Annotated in this window: 16 protein-coding genes; 7 read left to right on the top strand and 9 right to left on the bottom strand. The window is 69.5% G+C overall.

Annotation, left to right across the window (positions count from 1 at the left end):
- Positions 1-80 precede the first annotated feature (80 nt).
- The 7 genes from SKC42_RS13340 to SKC42_RS13310 all read right to left on the bottom strand — a co-directional run bounded on the left by SKC42_RS13340 (position 81) and on the right by SKC42_RS13310 (position 9,587).
- Positions 81-2,276, bottom strand: a complete 2,196-nt coding sequence (locus SKC42_RS13340; RefSeq protein ID WP_330964767.1) for a malate synthase G — start codon at positions 2,274-2,276, stop codon at positions 81-83.
- A gap of 291 nt (positions 2,277-2,567) precedes the next feature.
- Positions 2,568-3,617, bottom strand: a complete 1,050-nt coding sequence (locus SKC42_RS13335; protein WP_330964798.1) for a hemolysin family protein — start codon at positions 3,615-3,617, stop codon at positions 2,568-2,570.
- Between the two features lie 11 nt (positions 3,618-3,628).
- Positions 3,629-4,996 (bottom strand): hemolysin family protein, encoded by a 1,368-nt coding sequence (locus SKC42_RS13330; protein ID WP_330964766.1) that lies wholly within the window; start codon positions 4,994-4,996, stop codon positions 3,629-3,631.
- A 175-nt stretch (positions 4,997-5,171) separates the two neighbouring features.
- Positions 5,172-6,608 carry a GuaB1 family IMP dehydrogenase-related protein gene (locus SKC42_RS13325; RefSeq protein ID WP_330964765.1) on the bottom strand — a complete coding sequence of 479 codons (1,437 nt, stop codon included), beginning with the start codon at positions 6,606-6,608 and terminating at the stop codon, positions 5,172-5,174.
- 31 nt (positions 6,609-6,639) lie between these two features.
- The gene (gene gndA / locus SKC42_RS13320) at positions 6,640-8,097 is read right to left on the bottom strand and encodes an NADP-dependent phosphogluconate dehydrogenase (RefSeq protein WP_330964764.1); all 1,458 of its coding nucleotides are present in this window, start codon (positions 8,095-8,097) and stop codon (positions 6,640-6,642) included.
- Between the two features lie 105 nt (positions 8,098-8,202).
- Positions 8,203-9,153 (bottom strand): M56 family metallopeptidase, encoded by a 951-nt coding sequence (locus SKC42_RS13315; protein WP_330964763.1) that lies wholly within the window; start codon positions 9,151-9,153, stop codon positions 8,203-8,205.
- Positions 9,154-9,167: 14 nt separating this feature from the next.
- On the bottom strand, positions 9,168-9,587 hold the full coding sequence (locus tag SKC42_RS13310; protein WP_330964762.1) for a BlaI/MecI/CopY family transcriptional regulator: 420 nt from the start codon (positions 9,585-9,587) through the stop codon (positions 9,168-9,170).
- Positions 9,588-9,888: 301 nt separating this feature from the next.
- Here SKC42_RS13310 and SKC42_RS13305 point away from each other — a divergent pair, with 301 nt between their 5' ends.
- The 7 genes from SKC42_RS13305 (at position 9,889) to SKC42_RS13275 (ending at position 14,870) form a co-directional block, all read left to right on the top strand.
- On the top strand, positions 9,889-10,305 hold the full coding sequence (locus SKC42_RS13305; protein WP_442932127.1) for a PaaI family thioesterase: 417 nt from the start codon (positions 9,889-9,891) through the stop codon (positions 10,303-10,305).
- 243 nt (positions 10,306-10,548) lie between these two features.
- Positions 10,549-10,851: an urease subunit gamma gene (locus SKC42_RS13300; RefSeq protein ID WP_330964760.1), complete on the top strand. Its 303-nt coding sequence runs from the start codon at positions 10,549-10,551 to the stop codon at positions 10,849-10,851.
- Positions 10,848-11,159 carry an urease subunit beta gene (locus tag SKC42_RS13295; RefSeq protein ID WP_330964759.1) on the top strand — a complete coding sequence of 104 codons (312 nt, stop codon included), beginning with the start codon at positions 10,848-10,850 and terminating at the stop codon, positions 11,157-11,159. The genes SKC42_RS13300 and SKC42_RS13295 overlap by 4 nt, the downstream gene beginning before the upstream one ends.
- Positions 11,159-12,880: an urease subunit alpha gene (locus SKC42_RS13290; RefSeq protein ID WP_330964758.1), complete on the top strand. Its 1,722-nt coding sequence runs from the start codon at positions 11,159-11,161 to the stop codon at positions 12,878-12,880. The genes SKC42_RS13295 and SKC42_RS13290 overlap by 1 nt, the downstream gene beginning before the upstream one ends.
- A 17-nt stretch (positions 12,881-12,897) precedes the next feature.
- On the top strand, positions 12,898-13,539 hold the full coding sequence (locus SKC42_RS13285) for an urease accessory protein UreF (protein WP_330964797.1): 642 nt from the start codon (positions 12,898-12,900) through the stop codon (positions 13,537-13,539).
- Between the two features lie 10 nt (positions 13,540-13,549).
- A complete protein-coding gene (gene ureG, locus SKC42_RS13280; protein ID WP_330964757.1) occupies positions 13,550-14,239 on the top strand; it encodes an urease accessory protein UreG in 690 nt (229 codons plus the stop codon).
- Positions 14,229-14,870, top strand: coding sequence for an urease accessory protein UreD (locus SKC42_RS13275; protein ID WP_330964756.1), 642 nt, complete (start codon positions 14,229-14,231; stop codon positions 14,868-14,870). The genes ureG and SKC42_RS13275 overlap by 11 nt, the downstream gene beginning before the upstream one ends.
- On the opposite strand, the gene SKC42_RS13270 is transcribed toward SKC42_RS13275, so the two are convergent.
- Entirely contained in the window at positions 14,867-16,255 is a 1,389-nt protein-coding gene (locus tag SKC42_RS13270) for an NAD(P)/FAD-dependent oxidoreductase (RefSeq protein ID WP_330964755.1), read from the bottom strand. The two genes, SKC42_RS13275 and SKC42_RS13270, sit on opposite strands and share 4 nt — an antisense overlap.
- Positions 16,256-16,428: 173 nt before the next feature.
- Entirely contained in the window at positions 16,429-17,346 is a 918-nt protein-coding gene (locus tag SKC42_RS13265) for an LLM class F420-dependent oxidoreductase (RefSeq protein WP_330964754.1), read from the bottom strand.
- Positions 17,347-17,367: the final 21 nt, after the last annotated feature.

Raw genomic sequence — 17,367 nt, 5'->3', positions numbered from 1 at the left:
TCGTTGTCAATCCGGCGCCGATTTTAGTCATCGGCCCGCGATAACTCATGGTCGAGCCCGATTACGACGCGGGCTCGAGCTCAACTCGATTGCGCCGCGCGGGCCTTCACTTCGCGGCGACGGCGATGCAGGATCGGCTCGGTGTAGCCGTTGGGCTGCTGCGTCCCGGTCAAAATCAGGTCCTGGGCGGCCAGGAACGCCAGGCTGTCGTCGAAGTTCGGCGCCATCGGCGCATACGCCGCGTCCTTGGCGTTCTGTTCGTCGACCAGCGGCGCCATCCGCTCCAGGCTGGCGCGGACATCCTCCTCGGTGATCACGCCGTGGCGCAGCCAGTTGGCCAGCAGCTGGCTCGAGATCCGCAGCGTGGCACGGTCCTCCATGAGCGCAACGTCGTGGATGTCGGGCACCTTCGAGCAGCCGACCCCCTGGGCGACCCAGCGCACCACGTAGCCGAGGATCGACTGGCAGTTGTTGTCGACCTCCTCGCGGATCTCCTCCGGGGCCCAGGCGAGCTCCTTCGCCAGCGGGATGGTCAGCAGTTCGTCGATGGTGGTGCGCTTCTTGCCGGCCAGCTCCTCCTGCACCGCGCCCACGTCGACGTAGTGGTAGTGCATGGCGTGCAGCGTGGCCGCCGTCGGCGAGGGCACCCACGCGGTGGTGGCGCCGGCCTTCGGCTGGGCGATCTTCTGCTCGACCATGTCGGCCATCAGCTCGGTCATGGCCCACATGCCCTTACCGATCTGCGCCTTGCCTTTGAAGCCGGCGGCCAGCCCGATGTCGACGTTGGCGTCCTCGTAGGCCTTGATCCAGGTGGTGCTCTTCATCGCGCCCTTGCGGATCATCGGGCCGGCTTCCATCGAGGTGTGGATCTCGTCGCCGGTGCGGTCCAGGAAGCCGGTGTTGATGAAGACCACCCGGTCGGCGGCGGCCTTGATGCAAGCCTTGAGGTTGACAGTGGTGCGCCGCTCCTCGTCCATGATGCCGACCTTCAGCGTGCCCTGCGGCAGGCCCAGGACGTCCTCGACCCGGCTGAACAGCTCGCAGGTGTACGCGACCTCGTCAGGGCCGTGCATCTTGGGCTTGACGATGTAGATCGACCCGGTGCGGCTGTTGGTCAGGGGCCCGTTGGCGTCACCGGTCTTGAGGCCGTGGATCGCGGTCAGGCCGGTGAACAGCGCGTCCTGGATGCCCTCGAACACCTCCTTACCGTCTGCGTCCACCATCGCGTCGTTGGTCATCAGGTGGCCCACGTTGCGGACGAACAGCAAGCTGCGGCCCGGCAGCGTCAGCTGGCCTTCCCCGTCGGGGGTGGTGTACGTGCGGTCCTGGTTGAGCACGCGGGTGAACGTCTCGCCGTCCTTGGTGACCGCCTCGGACAGGTCACCCTTGTTCAGGCCGAGCCAGTTGCGGTAGCCGAGCACCTTGTCGTCGGCGTCGACGGCGGCCACCGAGTCCTCGAAGTCCATGATCGTGGTGACGGCCGATTCCAGGACCACGTCCTTGATGCCGGCGCGGTCGGTCTTGCCGATCGGCGACTGCGGGTCGATCAGGATCTCGATGTGCAGCCCGTGGTTTGCCAGGAGCACCGACCAGTCGGGGGAGCCGAGCTCGCCGTTGTAGCCGGCGAACTTCTCGGGGTTCGCCAGGCCGACGGATCCGTCCCCGGTCGCGATCTTCAGCTGGCCGTCTTCGACGGACAGTCCCGTCGCGTCGGCCCAGGAACCCGACTCCAGCGGCACGGCCTGGTCGAGGAAATTGCGCGCATATGCGATGACCTTGTCACCGCGAACCTTGTTGTAGCCGGTGCCCTTTTCCGCACCGTCGCCTTCGGGAATGACATCGGTGCCGTACAGGGCGTCGTACAGCGAGCCCCAGCGGGCGTTCGCCGCGTTGAGCGCGAAGCGGGCGTTGAGCACCGGCACGACCAGCTGCGGACCGGCGGTCGTGGTGATCTCGTCGTCGACGCCGGAGGTCGTGATCGTGAAGTCCTCGGGCTCGGGCAGCAGATAACCGATTTCGGTGATGAACTCGCGGTAGGCATCGATGTTGAACGGCTCGATGACCCGCTGGCGGTGCCACTTGTCGATCTGGGCCTGCAGCTCGTCGCGACGGTTCAGCAGGTCCTGGTTCTTCGGGGTGAGGTCGGCGACGACCTTGTCGACGCCCGCCCAGAAGGTGTCGGGGTCGATATCGGTGCCCGGCAGGGCCTCGTTGTTCACGAAGTCGTAGAGCACTCGGGCGACCCGCAAGTTCCCCACCGACACGCGATCAGTCATCTCTCTCCTCCACAATGGGCCGCGCCACACGTCGCAGGCCCCCTAACGGACATCCTTCCCAGCCTACCGACCGGCAATCGGGCGAGCGTCATCCGGCCGACCCGCAACAGCAGGTCAGACCGCGTTACAACGCAAGCGATGCCGATTCGGCAAGCAGTGCGGGCCATCCTGGCATCGCATGTTCCGCGCGCCCAGGATTCCGCTCGCCAGCCACTTGCTCGACTGGTAGCCGTTGGAATCATACGGGCTAGGCCCGACCCGCAGGACGAGCAGCCCACGACCGGCCGACCGTCAGGACGCCTCGCGGATGGTCCCGACGAGGTCCTCCACCAGGTCTTCCATCGCCACCATCGCCACCACGGCGCCCCCGCCGCCGTCGGCGGTGACCAGGGCCAGGTGGCTTTTGCTGCGGCGCATCCGCGACAGGGCGTCGGCCAGCGGCAGCGAGCGTGGGACGCGCGGCAGCGGTCGCACCACCGCCAGGTCGATCACCGTTTCGGGATCGTCGACGAGCGTCAGCACGTCCTTGATGTGCAGGTAGCCGATGAACCGCCCGTCGACGTCGGTGACGGGGAAGCGCGAGTAGCCGGTCTGGGCCAGGGCCTGCTCGACGGCGCTGACCCGCGGACCGGAGCCCGCCGCGGCCACCGGGATCGCGTGCACCTCCGACAGCGGCACCGCCACGTCGCCGACCGTCCGGGTGCGCAGCTGCAGCGCCCGGGTGAGCCTGCTGTGCTCCTCCGGGTCCAGCAACCCCTCGGAGGTCGACTCGGCGATCATCTGGCTCAGCTCCGCCGGGGAGACGGTGATGTCGAGCTCCTCCTTCGGCTCCACGTTCAGCGCCCCGAGCACCAGGTTCGCGCACTTGTTGTAGAAGACAATGAACGGCCGCGCGGCCCGCACGTAGACCAGGTAGGGCGGCACCAGCAGCATTGCCGTGCGCTCCGGCCCGGCCAGCGCGATGTTCTTGGGCACCATCTCACCCAGCAGCACATGCAGCGTGACCACGATCCCCAGCGCGATCACGAACGACAGCGTGTGCAGCAGGGTGACGTTGATGCCGGTCAGCCCGAGCCCGGTGCGGAGCGCGTCGGCGACCGCGGCCTCGCCGATCCGCCCGAGCAACAGCGAGGCGACGGTGACACCGAGCTGGGAGCCCGCCAGCATGGCGGGCAGTTGCTCACCGGCGCGGATCACCGTGACGGCCCTCGCCTTGCCCTGTTCGGCCAACGCCTCGAGGCGGTCACGCCGCGCCGAGATCAGCGAGAACTCCGCGCCGACGAAGAACGCGTTGACCCCGATCAAGGCGAGTGCCAACAGCACTCCCAGCGCATCGTCCATCAGCGGGCCCATCAGCGCTCCTGCCCCGCGGGCAGATGACCGCTCCCGTCCAGCTCGGTGAGCTCGAGCAGGTCGATCCGGCGCCCGTCCATCCGCACGACGCGCGCCTGCCAGTGCAGGGCGGGGTCCGGCAGGCCGTCCTGGTTCAGGGCGGGCACCTCGACCACCTCGCCGGCCGTCGGGATGTTTCCGATCTCGCGCAGGACCAGGCCGCCGATCGTCTCGTAAGGCCCCTCGGGGGCCCGGTAACCGGTGGCGGTCGCCACCTCGTCGATGCGCAAGAGGCCGGACACCCGCCAGCCGTCGCCGGCCGGCACCACGTCGGGGGTCGCATCGTCGTGCTCGTCGCGCACATCACCGACGATTTCCTCGATCAGGTCCTCGACGGTCACCATGCCGGCGGTGCCGCCGTATTCGTCGACCACCATCGCCGTCTGGAGGCTGTTGGCCCGGATCTCGGCCATCACAGCGTCACCGTCCAGCGTGGACGGCACGACGGGAACCGGTTGGGCGACCGTGGTCAGCAGCGTGCGCGCGCGGTCGGCCGGCGGAATGGCGAACACTTGCTTGACGTGCACGATGCCGAGGGTCTCGTCGAGGTCGCCGTCGACGACGGGGAACCGGGAGAACCCGGACTCGGCGGCCGCGTCGATCAGGTCGGCGACCGTGTCGTCGGTCTGCAGCGCGACGATCTTGGACCGCGGCGTCATCAACTCCTCCGCCGTGAGGGTGCCGAACTGCAGCGACCGGCGCACCAGCGCGGCCGTGGCGGCGTCCAGGGCGCCGCTGCGCGCCGAGGACCGCACCAGCGACAGCAGTTCCTGCGGCGACCGCGCCGACCGCAGCTCCTCGGCCGGCTCGATCCCGAGCTCGCGGACGATCCAGTTGGCCACGCCGTTGGTCAGCCGGATGGCCGGGGTGAGCAGCAGCGAAAACAGCAGCTGGGCGCCGACCACTGCCCGGGCGGCCGACATCGGCCGCGCGACCGCGAGGTACTTGGGCACCAGCTCGCCGAACACCATTGACACCGACGTGACGACGGCCAGCACCAGGAAGGCCATGATCCCGCCGGCCACCCGGTCGGGGATCCCAATTGCGTCGAACCACGGATGGGGCAGGTCGGCCACCATCGGGTCGGTCAGGTAGCCGGCCGCCAGGGTGGTGGCGGAGATGCCGAGCTGGGCGCCCGAGAGCTGGAACGACAGCCGACGCTGGGCGCTGAGGATCCAGCGATCCCGGCGCCCGCCGTGACGTGCGTTGGCCTCGACCGCGCTGCGGTCGAGCGTGGTCAGCGAGAACTCCGCGGCGACGAAGACCGCGTTGCCGAAGATCAGCACCGCGATGGCGAGCACGCTGAGCAGGGTCACGGAGACGGTCATGACGGCGGAACCGGTGCGGGACGCGCGGGTCGCCGCCCGCTGCGAAAGGCCCGGATCGCCCTCCGGCCCCCGACGCGTGCCTGCGGCACGTCATCCCTTTCCCTCGGTGCCACGCGGCGCTTTGCCGCGCGTGAATCCATATGCTAACCAACACGGCCGGGGCCGACCCGGACGGTCACCAACCCAAGGGCAGCGGATGTCCCTCCGCGAAGCCCGCGCCGGACTGCACGCCGATGACGGCCCGCTCGTGCAATTCGGCGAGGGTGGCGGCGCCCACGTACGTGCAGGTGCTGCGCACACCCGAGGTGATGTGGTCGAGCAGGTCCTCGACGCCGCCACGGTCGGGATCCAGGTCCATCCGCGACGTCGAGATGCCCTCCTCGAACAGCGCTTTGCGGGCGCGATCGAACGCGGTGTCGCCGCCGGTGCGGGCGACGACGGCCCGCTTCGAGGCCATGCCGTAGCTCTCCTTGTACGGGCGGTTGTCGCGGTCGCGCATCAGGTCGCCGGGGGACTCGTAGGTGCCGGCGAACCAGGATCCGATCATGACGTTCGACGCCCCGGCCGCCAGGGCCAGGGCAACGTCCCGCGGGTGCCGGATGCCGCCGTCGGCCCACACGTGGCCACCGAGTTCTCTTGCCGCCGAGGCGCATTCGAGAACCGCCGAGAACTGCGGACGGCCGACGCCGGTCATCATCCGAGTGGTGCACATCGCGCCCGGGCCGACCCCGACCTTGACGATGCTCGCGCCCGCATCCAGCAGGTCCCGGGTGCCCTCGGCAGAGACCACGTTGCCGGCCGCGAGCGGCACGCCCAGGTTCAGCGAGGCGACTGTCCTGATCGCATCGAGCGTCTTGACCTGGTGGCCGTGGGCGGTGTCGATCACCAGGATGTCGACGCCGGCCTCGACAAGCGACCGCGCCTTGCCGCCCACGTCGCCGTTGATGCCGACGGCGGCGCCGATGCGCAGCCGCCCGTGCGCGTCGGTCGCCGGGGTGTACAGGCCAGCGCGGATCGCCCCGGTGCGGGTCAGCACGCCCGCCAGCGCGCCGTCGGCGGTGGTCACCACCGCGACACCGATCGGGGCGTGCTCGAGGAGGTCGAAGATCTTGCGGGGTTCGGTGCCCGCCGGGGCGGTCACGAAGTCGGTCACCGCGACGTCGCGCACCCGGGTGAAGCGGTCCACGCCCTGGCACGACGATTCGCTCACCAGCCCGATGGGGCGGCCCTCGAAGGCCACCACGGCCACCCCGTGCGCCCGCTTGTGGATCAGCGCGATCGCGTCGGAGACCGCGTCGTCGGGGGCCAGCACCACCGGGGTGTCGAGCACCATGTCCCGGCTCTTGACGAACTCCACGGTCTGCTGCACCGCGGTGATCGGCAGGTCCTGCGGGAGGATCACGATGCCGCCCCGCCGGGCCACCGTCTCGGCCATCCGCCGCCCGGCCACCGCCGTCATGTTGGCGACCACGACGGGAATGGTGGTGCCCGACCCGTCGGTGGTGGACAGGTCGACGTCGAACCGCGACGCCACCTCCGAGCGGTTCGGCATGACGAACACGTCGCTGTAGGTCAGGTCGTGCCCGGGGCGATGTCCTTCGAGAAATCTCATCGGTCTGGGTGTACCCGTCGATGCGGTGCGCCTACGCGGGCACTTCGCTGCGGTCCCCGCTCCACAAGGTGTGGAAGCGCTTCTCCGGGTCGTCGTCGATGCGACCGTAGGTGTGCGCGCCGAAGAAGTCGCGCAGCCCCTGCGTCAGGGCGGCGGGCAGCCGCTCGGTGCGCAGGGCGTCGTAGTACGACAGCGCCGAGGAGAAGCCCGGGATCGGGATGCCCAGCTGCGTGGCGGTGACCACCACGCGGCGCCAGCTGTCGATGGCCGCCTCGATGGCGCTGCGGAAGTAGGAAGCGACGATGAGCGTCGGCAGCTCGGGGTCCTCGTCGAACGCCTCCTTGATCCGGTTGAGGAACTTGGCCCGGATGATGCAGCCGCCGCGCCAGATGGTCGCGAGGTCTCCTGGGGTAATGCCCCAGTCGTACTCGGCGCTACCCGCCTGAATCTGGTTGAACCCCTGCGCGTAGGCGATGATCTTTGACGCGTATAGCGCCTGCCGGACGTCTTCGACGAATTGCTCTGTATCGGTTGGCTTTTCACCCAACTCTCCCGAGGCCAGCCCGGTGGTCGCCTTGCGCTGGGGCACCGAGCCCGACAGCGCCCGGGCGAACACCGCCTCCGCGATGCCGGTAACCGGGACGCCCAGGTCCAGCGCCGATTTCACCGTCCAGCGGCCGGTGCCCTTCTGTTCGGCCTCGTCCAGGATGACGTCGACGAGCGGCTTACCGGTCTTGGCGTCGGCCTGCCGCAGCACCTTGGCGGTGATCTCGACGAGGAAGCTGTCCAGGTCGCCCTTGTTCCACTCGTCGAAGACGTCGGCGATCTCGCCCGCGGTCTTGCCGAGTCCGTCGCGCAGCAGCTGGTAGGCCTCGCCGATCAGCTGCATGTCGGAGTACTCGATGCCGTTGTGCACCATCTTCACGAAGTGACCGGCACCGTCGGGGCCGATGTGGGTGCAGCAAGGCACACCGTCGACGTGCGCCGAGATCTCCTCGAGCAGGGGCCCCAGCGACTTGTACGACTCGGCCGGTCCGCCGGGCATGATCGACGGGCCGTTCAGCGCCCCCTCCTCGCCTCCGGAGATGCCGGCGCCGACAAAGTGCAGGCCGCGCTCCCGCATCGCCTTCTCGCGGCGGATGGTGTCGGTGTAGAGGGCGTTGCCACCGTCGATGATGATGTCGCCTTCTTCCATCGCATCGGCGAGCTCGTCGATGACGGCGTCGGTGGGGTCGCCGGCCTTGACCATGATCAACACCCGTCGGGGCTTCTCCAGCGCGTCCAGGAACTCGGCGATGGACTCCGTCCGCACGAACTTGCCCTCTCCAAGATCCGAGCCGTGCTCCTTCAGCAGCGCGTCGGTCTTGGCGATCGACCGGTTATGCAGCGCCACGGTGTAGCCGTGGTGCGCGAAGTTGCGGGCGATGTTCGACCCCATCACGGCCAGGCCGGTGACACCGATCTGCGCGGTGCCGGTGCTGGAACTCATGTCTGCGCCTCTCAGGTTTTCAGGACGTTCACTGGAAAGCTTGCTCAACAAATCCGACCACACCGGGGAACAACCGACCAGTCGGCCCCGGCGGGACTCGCCGCGTCACAGGTTGAACAGGCACCGCAGTTCGGTCAGCCACGGGACGGCCAGCGCGACGGTCGGGATGATGAAGATCGCCGCCGCGGCTAGGTAGGCGGCCGTCGCCAGCATCGCGCTGTTGCCGCTCCCCGCCAGACGGCGCACCCGCAGCACCGTGCTGGTGCCGCCGACGGCCAGCGCACCCGACGGCGCGCGACCGGCCGCGCACGCGACCAGCGCGCGCGCCAGCGGCGTGCGACCCGCCGCGCGCACCGCCGCGTCATCGGCCAACAGCTCGACGAGCAGCTGCACCGCGCGCAGGGCGTGCGAGCTACGGACCAGTCGCGGGAAGGCCGCGTGCACCGCGGTGAAGGCCTCCAGGACCAGGTCGTGGCGGGCGCGCAGGTGGGCGCGTTCGTGGGTAAGGATCGCCGAGACCTCGTCGTCGGTCAGCGTGGCCAGTGCGCCCTCACTGACGACGACGCGGCTGCGCACCCCCGGGAGGCAGTAGGCGAGCGGTTGCGGAACGTCCAGGACGCGCAGGTCGCGGGTCCGCGCGCACGGCTGGGGGAGCGCCGCGTCGTGATCGAGCCCCACCAGGTCGACGACCATCCGGTGGTGCGCCCGGCGGCGGCGGTTGGCGATCGCCACGCGCAGCACCGCGACCATCAGCCGGGCGCCGATCAGCACCGTCAGCGCGAAGACGGCGACGTACGCGGTCCACAGCGGCCAGCCGAGCCGTACCGCCGCACCGAGGATGCTCGCGGTGGGCCGGCCGTCGGGGCCTGGCATAAGCAGGCGGGTGGCGATGGCGATGCCGGCGCTGAACGCCGAGAGGACGGCCGCCACGGCGATCGCCTGCCACAGCACCATCGCCGCTCGCGGGGCGCGCAGGGGCCACGTCGCTCGTGCCAGGAGGGCCGGCGCCGGGCCGGCCAACAGCACCGCGAGGATGGTGAAGGCCAGCGCGGACACGCTGCCAGTGTCCCTCAGTCCTCCGGGTGCGCGCCAGCAGGCCGCGTGTTATTGCGTTGATTGTTTTCCAATTCGGCGAGCGCCCGCCGCAGCGCCTCTGCCTCGTCGGCCCCCACCCGCTCCACGAAGTGCACCAGCGCGGCGTGCCTGCTGCCCGAATCCTCGGCCTGGGACAGCGCGTCGACCATGAGCCCGGCGACCAACTCGTCGCGTCCGTGCACCGGGGCGTATCGATGCGCCCGGTCGTCGCGGATCTGCGAGACGAGATTCTTCTTGGCCAGGCGCTGCAGGACCGTCATCACCGTGGTGTAGGCGAGGTCGCGGCGCGCCGACAACGCTTCGTGGACCTGGCGGACCGTCTGAGGTTCCGGCGTGGACCACAAGTGGTCCATCACCGCGCGTTCCAGATCTCCCAGTCGCGTCAGCTTGGCCATGTTCCCCATCTCCTGAGCCTCGAAACCAGCGTACTCCGGCTTACTACCGACGGTCGTACCGACGAAGAACGAACGCCGCCGGTTCAGAGTTTCCCACGGAGACCCTTGCGAAATTAGGGCAGCCTTGCCTATCCTCTAGGCGGTCGAGCGACAATGACCGCGGAGAGTCCTGAGGGCTGCAGCGACCCCCGGTCTACTCGATCGGCGAGCCCCGTGCCCCGGCACGGGGCTCGCCCATCTTTTGGGAGGGGCGGGGGTTCACCCGACGCTCGCGGCGGACGGATCGTGTAAACACATGAGCGTGCCACCTCCACCGGACGCCGTCCCGCCGCCGAATTTCACCGCGCCGTTCGACACCGAACTCGGCCTGCGATTCACCGAGGTGACACCCGACGGCGCCCGGGCCGAACTGGAGGTCCAGCCGAAACTGCTGCAGCCGATGGGCCTGGTGCACGGCGGCGTTTACTGCTCGATCGTCGAAAGCATGGCCAGCGTCTCGGCCTACGCGTGGCTGAATGCCCAGGGCGGCGGCGGAAACGTCGTCGGCGTCAACAACAACACGGACTTCCTGCGTTCCATCGGCTCGGGAATGGTGTACGGCACGACCGAACCGATCCATCGCGGCCGGCGCCAGCAGCTGTGGCTGGTCACCATCACCGACGACAAGGACCGCGTGGTGGCGCGCGGTCAGGTGCGTCTGCAGAACCTCGAGGCATAGCCCAGGGCCCGAGCGGGCAACCAACGCTCGCCCAGCGGGCCCAGGTTGCGATCACGAAAACCGCGCGTCCTGAGCCGGAAAAGAGGCGCCGCGCGCGAACCGAGACCTTGCGTGCGCCGAGGCCTCACCCGTGCCGCCGGCGCCGGCGCACGCCAACAGCGACGCCCGTACGCCGGCGCAATTCCGGCGCGAAGCTGACTCGAGGTGTCGACCTCCGCGGGGGATGGCAGGATCTGAAGGGACATGCTTCTCACGCCGCACGAGCAAGAGCGACTGCTGTTGTCCTACGCCGCCGAGCTGGCCCGTCGGCGCCGGGCGCGAGGGTTGCTGCTGAACTACCCGGAGGCGGTCGCCCTCATCACCGATCACATCCTCGAGGGCGCACGCGATGGCCGCAGCGTCGCCGAACTGATGGCCAGCGGCTGCGACGTGCTGTCACGCGAGGACGTGATGGAGGGGGTGCCGGAGATGATCAGCGACGTGCAGGTCGAAGCGACGTTCCCCGACGGCACCAAGCTCGTCACCGTGCATCACCCGATCGCATGATCCCCGGTGAAATCATCTATGGCGCCGGCGATATCGCGATCAACGCCGGCGCGCAGCGGGTCGAGATGCGGGTGCTCAACACCGGCGACCGTCCCGTGCAGGTGGGCAGCCACGTCCATCTCCCGCAGGCCAACGCCGCGCTGTCGTTCGACCGCAAGGCCGCCCACGGTTACCGGCTGGACGTCCCGGCGGCCACGGCGGTCCGCTTCGAGCCGGGCATTGCGCAGACGGTCCGCCTGGTCCCGTTGCGGGGACGGCGGGAAGTGCACGGGCTGAGCCGCAACCCACCTGGACGGCTGGACGACTGATGACGCGGCTGTCGCGGGAGCGTTACGCCGACCTGTTCGGCCCGACCACCGGGGACCGGATCAGGCTGGCCGACACCGACCTGCTGGTCGAGATCACCGAAGATCGAAGCGGCGGACCGGGTTCGGCCGGCGACGAGGCGGTGTTCGGCGGCGGCAAAGTGCTGCGGGAATCGATGGGGCAGGGGCGGGCGAGCCGGGCCGACGGGGCGCCCGACACCGTCATCACCGGCGTGGTGGTCATCGACCACTGGGGAATCATCAAGGCCGACATCGGGATTCGGGACGGGCGCATCGTCGCGATCGGCAAGGCGGGCAATCCGGACATCATGACCGGCGTGCATCCGGACCTGGTGATCGGCCCGTCCACCGAGATCATCGGCGGCAACGGCCGGATCGTCACCGCCGGCGCCATCGACTGCCACGTGCACCTGATCTGCCCGCAGCTGATGCCCGAGGCGCTCGGGTCCGGCGTCACCACGATCATCGGTGGCGGCACCGGGCCCGCCGAGGGCACCAAGGCCACCACCGTCACCCCCGGCGAATGGCACCTGGCCCGCATGCTGGAGTCGCTGGACTCGTGGCCGGTCAACTTCGCGCTGCTCGGCAAGGGTAACACCGTCAACCCCGAGGGGCTGTGGGAGCAATTGCGCGGCGGCGCTTCGGGTTTCAAGCTGCACGAAGACTGGGGGTCCACCCCCGCGGCCATCGACGCCTGTCTGACCGTCGCCGACGCCGCCGGCGTGCAGGTGGCGCTGCACACCGACACCCTCAACGAGATGGGGTTCGTGGAAGACACCCTCGGTGCGATCGCGGGGCGTGGCATCCACACGTATCACACCGAAGGCGCCGGCGGCGGGCACGCTCCGGACATCATGCGGGTTGCCGCGGAACGGAATGTGCTGCCCAGCTCCACCAACCCGACACGGCCGCACACCGTGAACACGCTGGACGAGCATCTGGACATGCTGATGGTGTGCCATCACCTCAACCCCGCGGTGCCCGAGGATCTGGCGTTTGCCGAGAGCCGGATCAGGCCGTCGACGATGGCGGCCGAGGACCTGCTGCACGACCTGGGGGCGATCTCGATGATCGGCAGCGACTCGCAGGCCATGGGCCGCATCGGCGAGGTGGTGCTCCGGACCTGGCAGACCGCGCACGTGATGAAACGTCGCCGCGGCGCGTTGCCCGGGGATGGGCCCGCGGACAACCACCGGGCGCGCCGCTACGTCGCGAAATACACCATCTGCCCGGCGATCACGCACGGCCTCGACCACGAGATCGGCTCGGTGGAGGTGGGCAAGCTCGCCGACCTGGTGCTGTGGGAACCCGCCTTCTTCGGGGTGCGGCCGCACGTGGTGCTGAAGGGCGGCGTCATCGCGTGGGCGGCGATGGGCGACGCGAACGCTTCGATCCCCACCCCGCAGCCGGTGCTCCCGCGCCCGATGTTCGGCGCCGCCCCGGCGGCGTCGGCCGCGACCTCGGTGCACTTCGTGGCCCCGGCGTCCATCGACGCCGGGCTGGGCGAGAGGCTCGCCGTCAACCGGCGGCTCGTCCCGGTCGGGGACGTCCGCTCGGTCACCAAAACCGATCTGCCGCTCAACGATGCGATGCCGTCGATCGAGATCGACCCGGACACGTTCACCGTGCGCATCGACGGCGAGGTCTGGCAGGAGCAGCCGGCCACGGAATTGCCCATGGCCCAGCGGTACTTCCTGTTCTGATGTCCGAGCCTGTTCTGATGTCCGAGCCGGCGCTAACCACCCTGCTCGCGCTGGCCGACTCGCGGCTGCCCACGGGCGCGCACGTGCACTCCGGCGGGGTCGAGGAAGCCATCGCCTCGGCCCTCGTGGCCGACCTGGACACGCTGAAAGCGTTCCTGGCGCGCAGGATTCGCACGCACGGTCTGGTCACGGCTTCGGTGGCCGCCGCCGTGCACCGCGGCGACATCGGCCCCGACGCCGCCGACCGCGAGACGGACGCGCGCACCCCGGCCCCCGCCGCCCGGGAGGCCTCGCGCAGCCAGGGCCGGGGCCTGGCCCGGCTCGGCCGCCGGGTGTGGCCGGACGCCGGCTGGGACGCCCTGGGCCCCCGGCCGCACCTCGGCGTGGTCGCCGGGCGGGTCGGCGCCATCAGCGGCCTGCGCCCGGAGCACACCGCGCTGCAGGTCGTCTACACCACCATGACCGGCTCGGCGACTGCCGCCCAGCGCCTACTGGCCCTCGACCCCGCCGCCGTCGCCGCCACCACCTTCGCGCTGGCAGATTTGTGCGAGCGTACCGCCACCGAGGCGACCGCGGGGCTGGCCGACCTGTCCGACCCGTTGCTCGACACGCTGGCACAGCGTCACTCCCGGCGCGAGCGGCCCCTGTTCGCATCCTGAAAGGCCAACCATGACAACGCATGTTCACTCCCACCCGCACACTCACCAGGACCGGCCCAGGCGGGTGCGGGAGCCGGGGGAGCCGCTGCGCATCGGCGTCGGCGGGCCGGTCGGTTCCGGCAAGACGGCACTCGTCGCCGCGCTATGCCGCCAGCTGGGCGGCGACCTGTCGCTGGCGGTGCTGACCAACGACATCTACACCACCGAGGACGCCGACTTCCTGCGCCGGCATGCGGTGCTGCCCGACGAACGGATCGCGGCCGTCCAGACCGGCGGGTGCCCGCACACCGCCATCCGCGACGACATCACCGCGAACCTCGACGCGATCGACGACCTGATCGCCACCAACCCGGGGCTGGACCTGATCCTCGTCGAGTCCGGCGGCGACAACCTGACGGCGACCTTCTCCTCGGGGCTGGTGGACGTGCAGATCTTCGTCATCGACGTGGCCGGCGGCGACAAGGTGCCGCGGAAGGGCGGGCCCGGTGTCGCATTCTCGGACCTGTTGGTGGTCAACAAGATTGACCTGGCGCCCCTGGTGGGCGCCGACCTTCAGGTGATGGCCCGCGACGCCGCCGCGGTGCGCGACGGCCGTCCGACGGTGCTGCAGTCGCTGACCGCGGATCCGACGGCGGGCGAGGTGGTGGCGTGGGTGCGCTCCCACCTGGTCGCCGCGCGCGAGGGCGCCGGTGCGGTCTGACCTGCTGCTGGTCGCGCGCAGCAGTCGATTGCCGCGCATCGAATGTGGGGGCGGCCTGCAGGCGCGGTGCACCGCCCCCGACACCGTCCACCTGGTGTCCGCCGCGGCCACCCCGCTGGGCGGCGACACTATCGCGATCCGCGTCGTGGTGGAGCCGGGCGCCCGGCTCCGGGTGCGCAGCGCGGCGGCGACCGTGGCCCTGCCCGGCGCGGCCGGCCCGACGTCTTACGCCGAGTGGGACATCGAGGTGTGCGGCGATCTGGATGTCGACCTCGAGCCGACCGTGGTCGCGGCCGACGCACGGCACCTGTCGACGGTGGCCGTGGCCCTGCGCGAGGCCGGCACCGTCCGCTTCCGCGAGCGGGTGCAGATCGGCAGGTGCGGTGAGCGCGAAGGGTTTTGGTCGGGTTCGCTACGGGCCGACCGCAACGACGGCCCGCTGCTGCGGCATCGGGTCGAGCTGGGTGCCGGGTCGGTGGCCGACGACGCCATCACGGCGCCCCGCGCCATGATGAACGAATTACATTATCCGGCAGTGGATTCCGGCCTTGTGGCGCCCGAGACAACCGTCCTGGCGCTGGCCGGTGGGGGAACGCTGACGACGTGGCAGGCCGACCGGCTGGTCGGTTAGCTCGCCCGCCGCGCCGTAGCCGGGCCGTTCGCCTCGGCCGCCGCCACCGCCAGCTGTTCGAGCCGGGTGCGGGCGTACGCCTGCTGCTCGGTGATGGTGAGCTGGCCGCGGTGGGTGCTCAGGAACGTCACCGTCCACGACAGCAGAGTGCTGACCTTGGTCTTGAACCCGACCAGGTAGAGCAGGTGCAGCACCAGCCACGCGAACCAGGCGAACAGGCCGCTGAATTCCACCGGACCGACTTTTGCGACCGCCGAGAACCGCGAAACCGTCGCCATGGAACCCTTGTCGAAGTACTGGAAGGGTTCCCGTTCGGCCGGGTCGGCGCCGCCGAGCTCAGCCTTGACGGTGCCGGCGACGTACTTGGCGCCCTGGATGGCCCCCTGGGCGACGCCGGGAACGCCTTCGACGGCGGCCATGTCACCGATCACGAATACGTTCGGGTGCCCGGGAACCGAGAGGTCGGGCAGCACCTTGACGCGGCCGGCGCGGTCGAGTTCGACGGCCGACTGCTCGGCCAGATCCCGGCCCAGCCCGCTCGCCTGCACGCCCGCGGACCACACCTTGCATGCCGATTCGATGCGCCGCACGGTGCCATCGGAATCCTTGACGGTGATGCCGTTTCGGTCGACGTCGGTGACCATTGCGCCGAGCTGAATCTCCACACCCATCTTCTGCAGCCGCTCGGCGGCCCGTCGGCCCAGTTTCTCGCCGAACGGCGGGAGCACGGCGGGGGCGGCGTCGAGCAGGATCACCCGGGCCTTGGCGGAGTCGATGTGCCGGAAGGCGCCCTTCAGGGTGTGCTCGGCCAATTCCGCGATCTGGCCCGCCATTTCGACGCCGGTGGGGCCGGCACCGATGACCGTGAAGGTCAGCAGCTTGGCGCGCCGCTCCGGATCCCGAGACCGTTCGGCCTGTTCGAACGCGCTGAGGATGCGTCCCCGCACCTCGAGCGCGTCGTCGATGGACTTCATCCCGGGGGCGAACTCGGCGAAGTGGTCGTTGCCGAAGTAGGACTGGCCGGCCCCGGCGGCGATGATCAGTGTGTCGTAAGGGGTTTCGTAGGTGTGGCCGAGCAGTTCGGACACGACGTATTGCCCGGCGAGGTTGATGTGCGTGACGTCGCCGAGCAGCACCTGCACGTTGCGCTGCCGCCGCAGGACCACCCGGGTGGGCGGGGCGATGTCGCCCTCGGACACGATGCCGGTGGCCACCTGGTACAGCAGCGGCTGGAACAGGTGGTGGGTGGTCCGCGCGATCAGCTTGATGTCGACGTTCGCGTGCTTGAGTTTCTTTGCCGCGTTGAGCCCGCCGAATCCCGAACCGATGATGACGACCTGGGGGCGGCGCTCCGGTCCAGCTGTCACTTCGGGCTGGGGACTCATTTTGGGCTGCTCCTGACGGGGGCTCCTGGACACACGACTTCGGTTAGCGTCACATACAACGCTACTCAGGCACGTGCCCCGACGCCTAATTACTAAGCGTGTGTAATCAACCACACCGCTACGTCACGCCTGGTCGACCGGCGTGACGCTCGTCATGTTGAAGACGGGCGCGGCTACACGCCCATCAGCGGACGCAGCGCTTCGCCTGCGGCAGCGACGATCCCAGGCGTGTAGAACGGCATGTTGATGATCACGCCGTCGATGCCGGCGTCGAGCACCTTGGTCTTGATCTGATCGGCGACGGAGTCGGCGCTGCCCACCACCATCCGCTGCGCCAGCTCGGGGGGGACGGCACCGGCCGTGGCGTTGTCGTCGATGAGCGCCGTGATCAGCATGCTGGTCTCCAGCGTGGCCGGGTCGCGGCCGATCTCCTCGCACTGCTTGCACACCACGCCCAGCTTGCGCGGCACCTCGTCGAACCCGGCGATCACGTTGAGATGGTCGAAGTGCTTGGCGGCGAGCGGAATGGTCTTCTTCTCGCCGCTGCCGCCGATCATGAGCGGAATGTGTTCGCGGAAACGGGGATTCGCGATCGCGTCGGCGGTGTGATACCACTTGCCCGAGAAAGTCGCCCGCTCGCCCTTGATCATCGGCAGGATGATCTGCAGCGCCTCGTCGAGCCGGTTGAACCGATCGGTGAAGGTTCCGAACTCGAAGCCGAGCTGGTCGTGTTCGAGCTCGAACCAGCCCGCGCCGATGCCGAGGATCGCCCGGCCCTGGCTGACCACGTCGAGCGTGGTGATGACCTTGGCGAGCAGCGAGGGGTTGCGGTAGGTGTTACCGGTCACCAAGGTGCCGAGCTGCACCCGCTCAGTGGCGGTCGCCAGCGCACCCAAGGCGGTGTAGGCCTCCAGCATCGGCTGGTCGGGCGAGCCGAGCATGGGCAGTTGGTAGAAGTGGTCCATCAGGAAAACCGAATCGAACCCTGCCGATTCGGCCTCGCGGGCCTGGGCGATGACGGTGGGGAAGAGCTGCTCCACGCCGGTGCCGTAGGAGAAGTTGGGAATCTGGTAACCGAGTCGAATAGCCACGCCATCCACCGTAGTGCGGCC

The sequence above is a fragment of the Mycobacterium sp. 050134 genome (genome assembly GCF_036409085.1).
In the GTDB taxonomy this organism is placed as follows: domain Bacteria; phylum Actinomycetota; class Actinomycetes; order Mycobacteriales; family Mycobacteriaceae; genus Mycobacterium.
The sequence above is the reverse complement of the archived record's forward strand: the minus strand, read 5'-3'. Positions and strand labels throughout refer to the sequence as shown.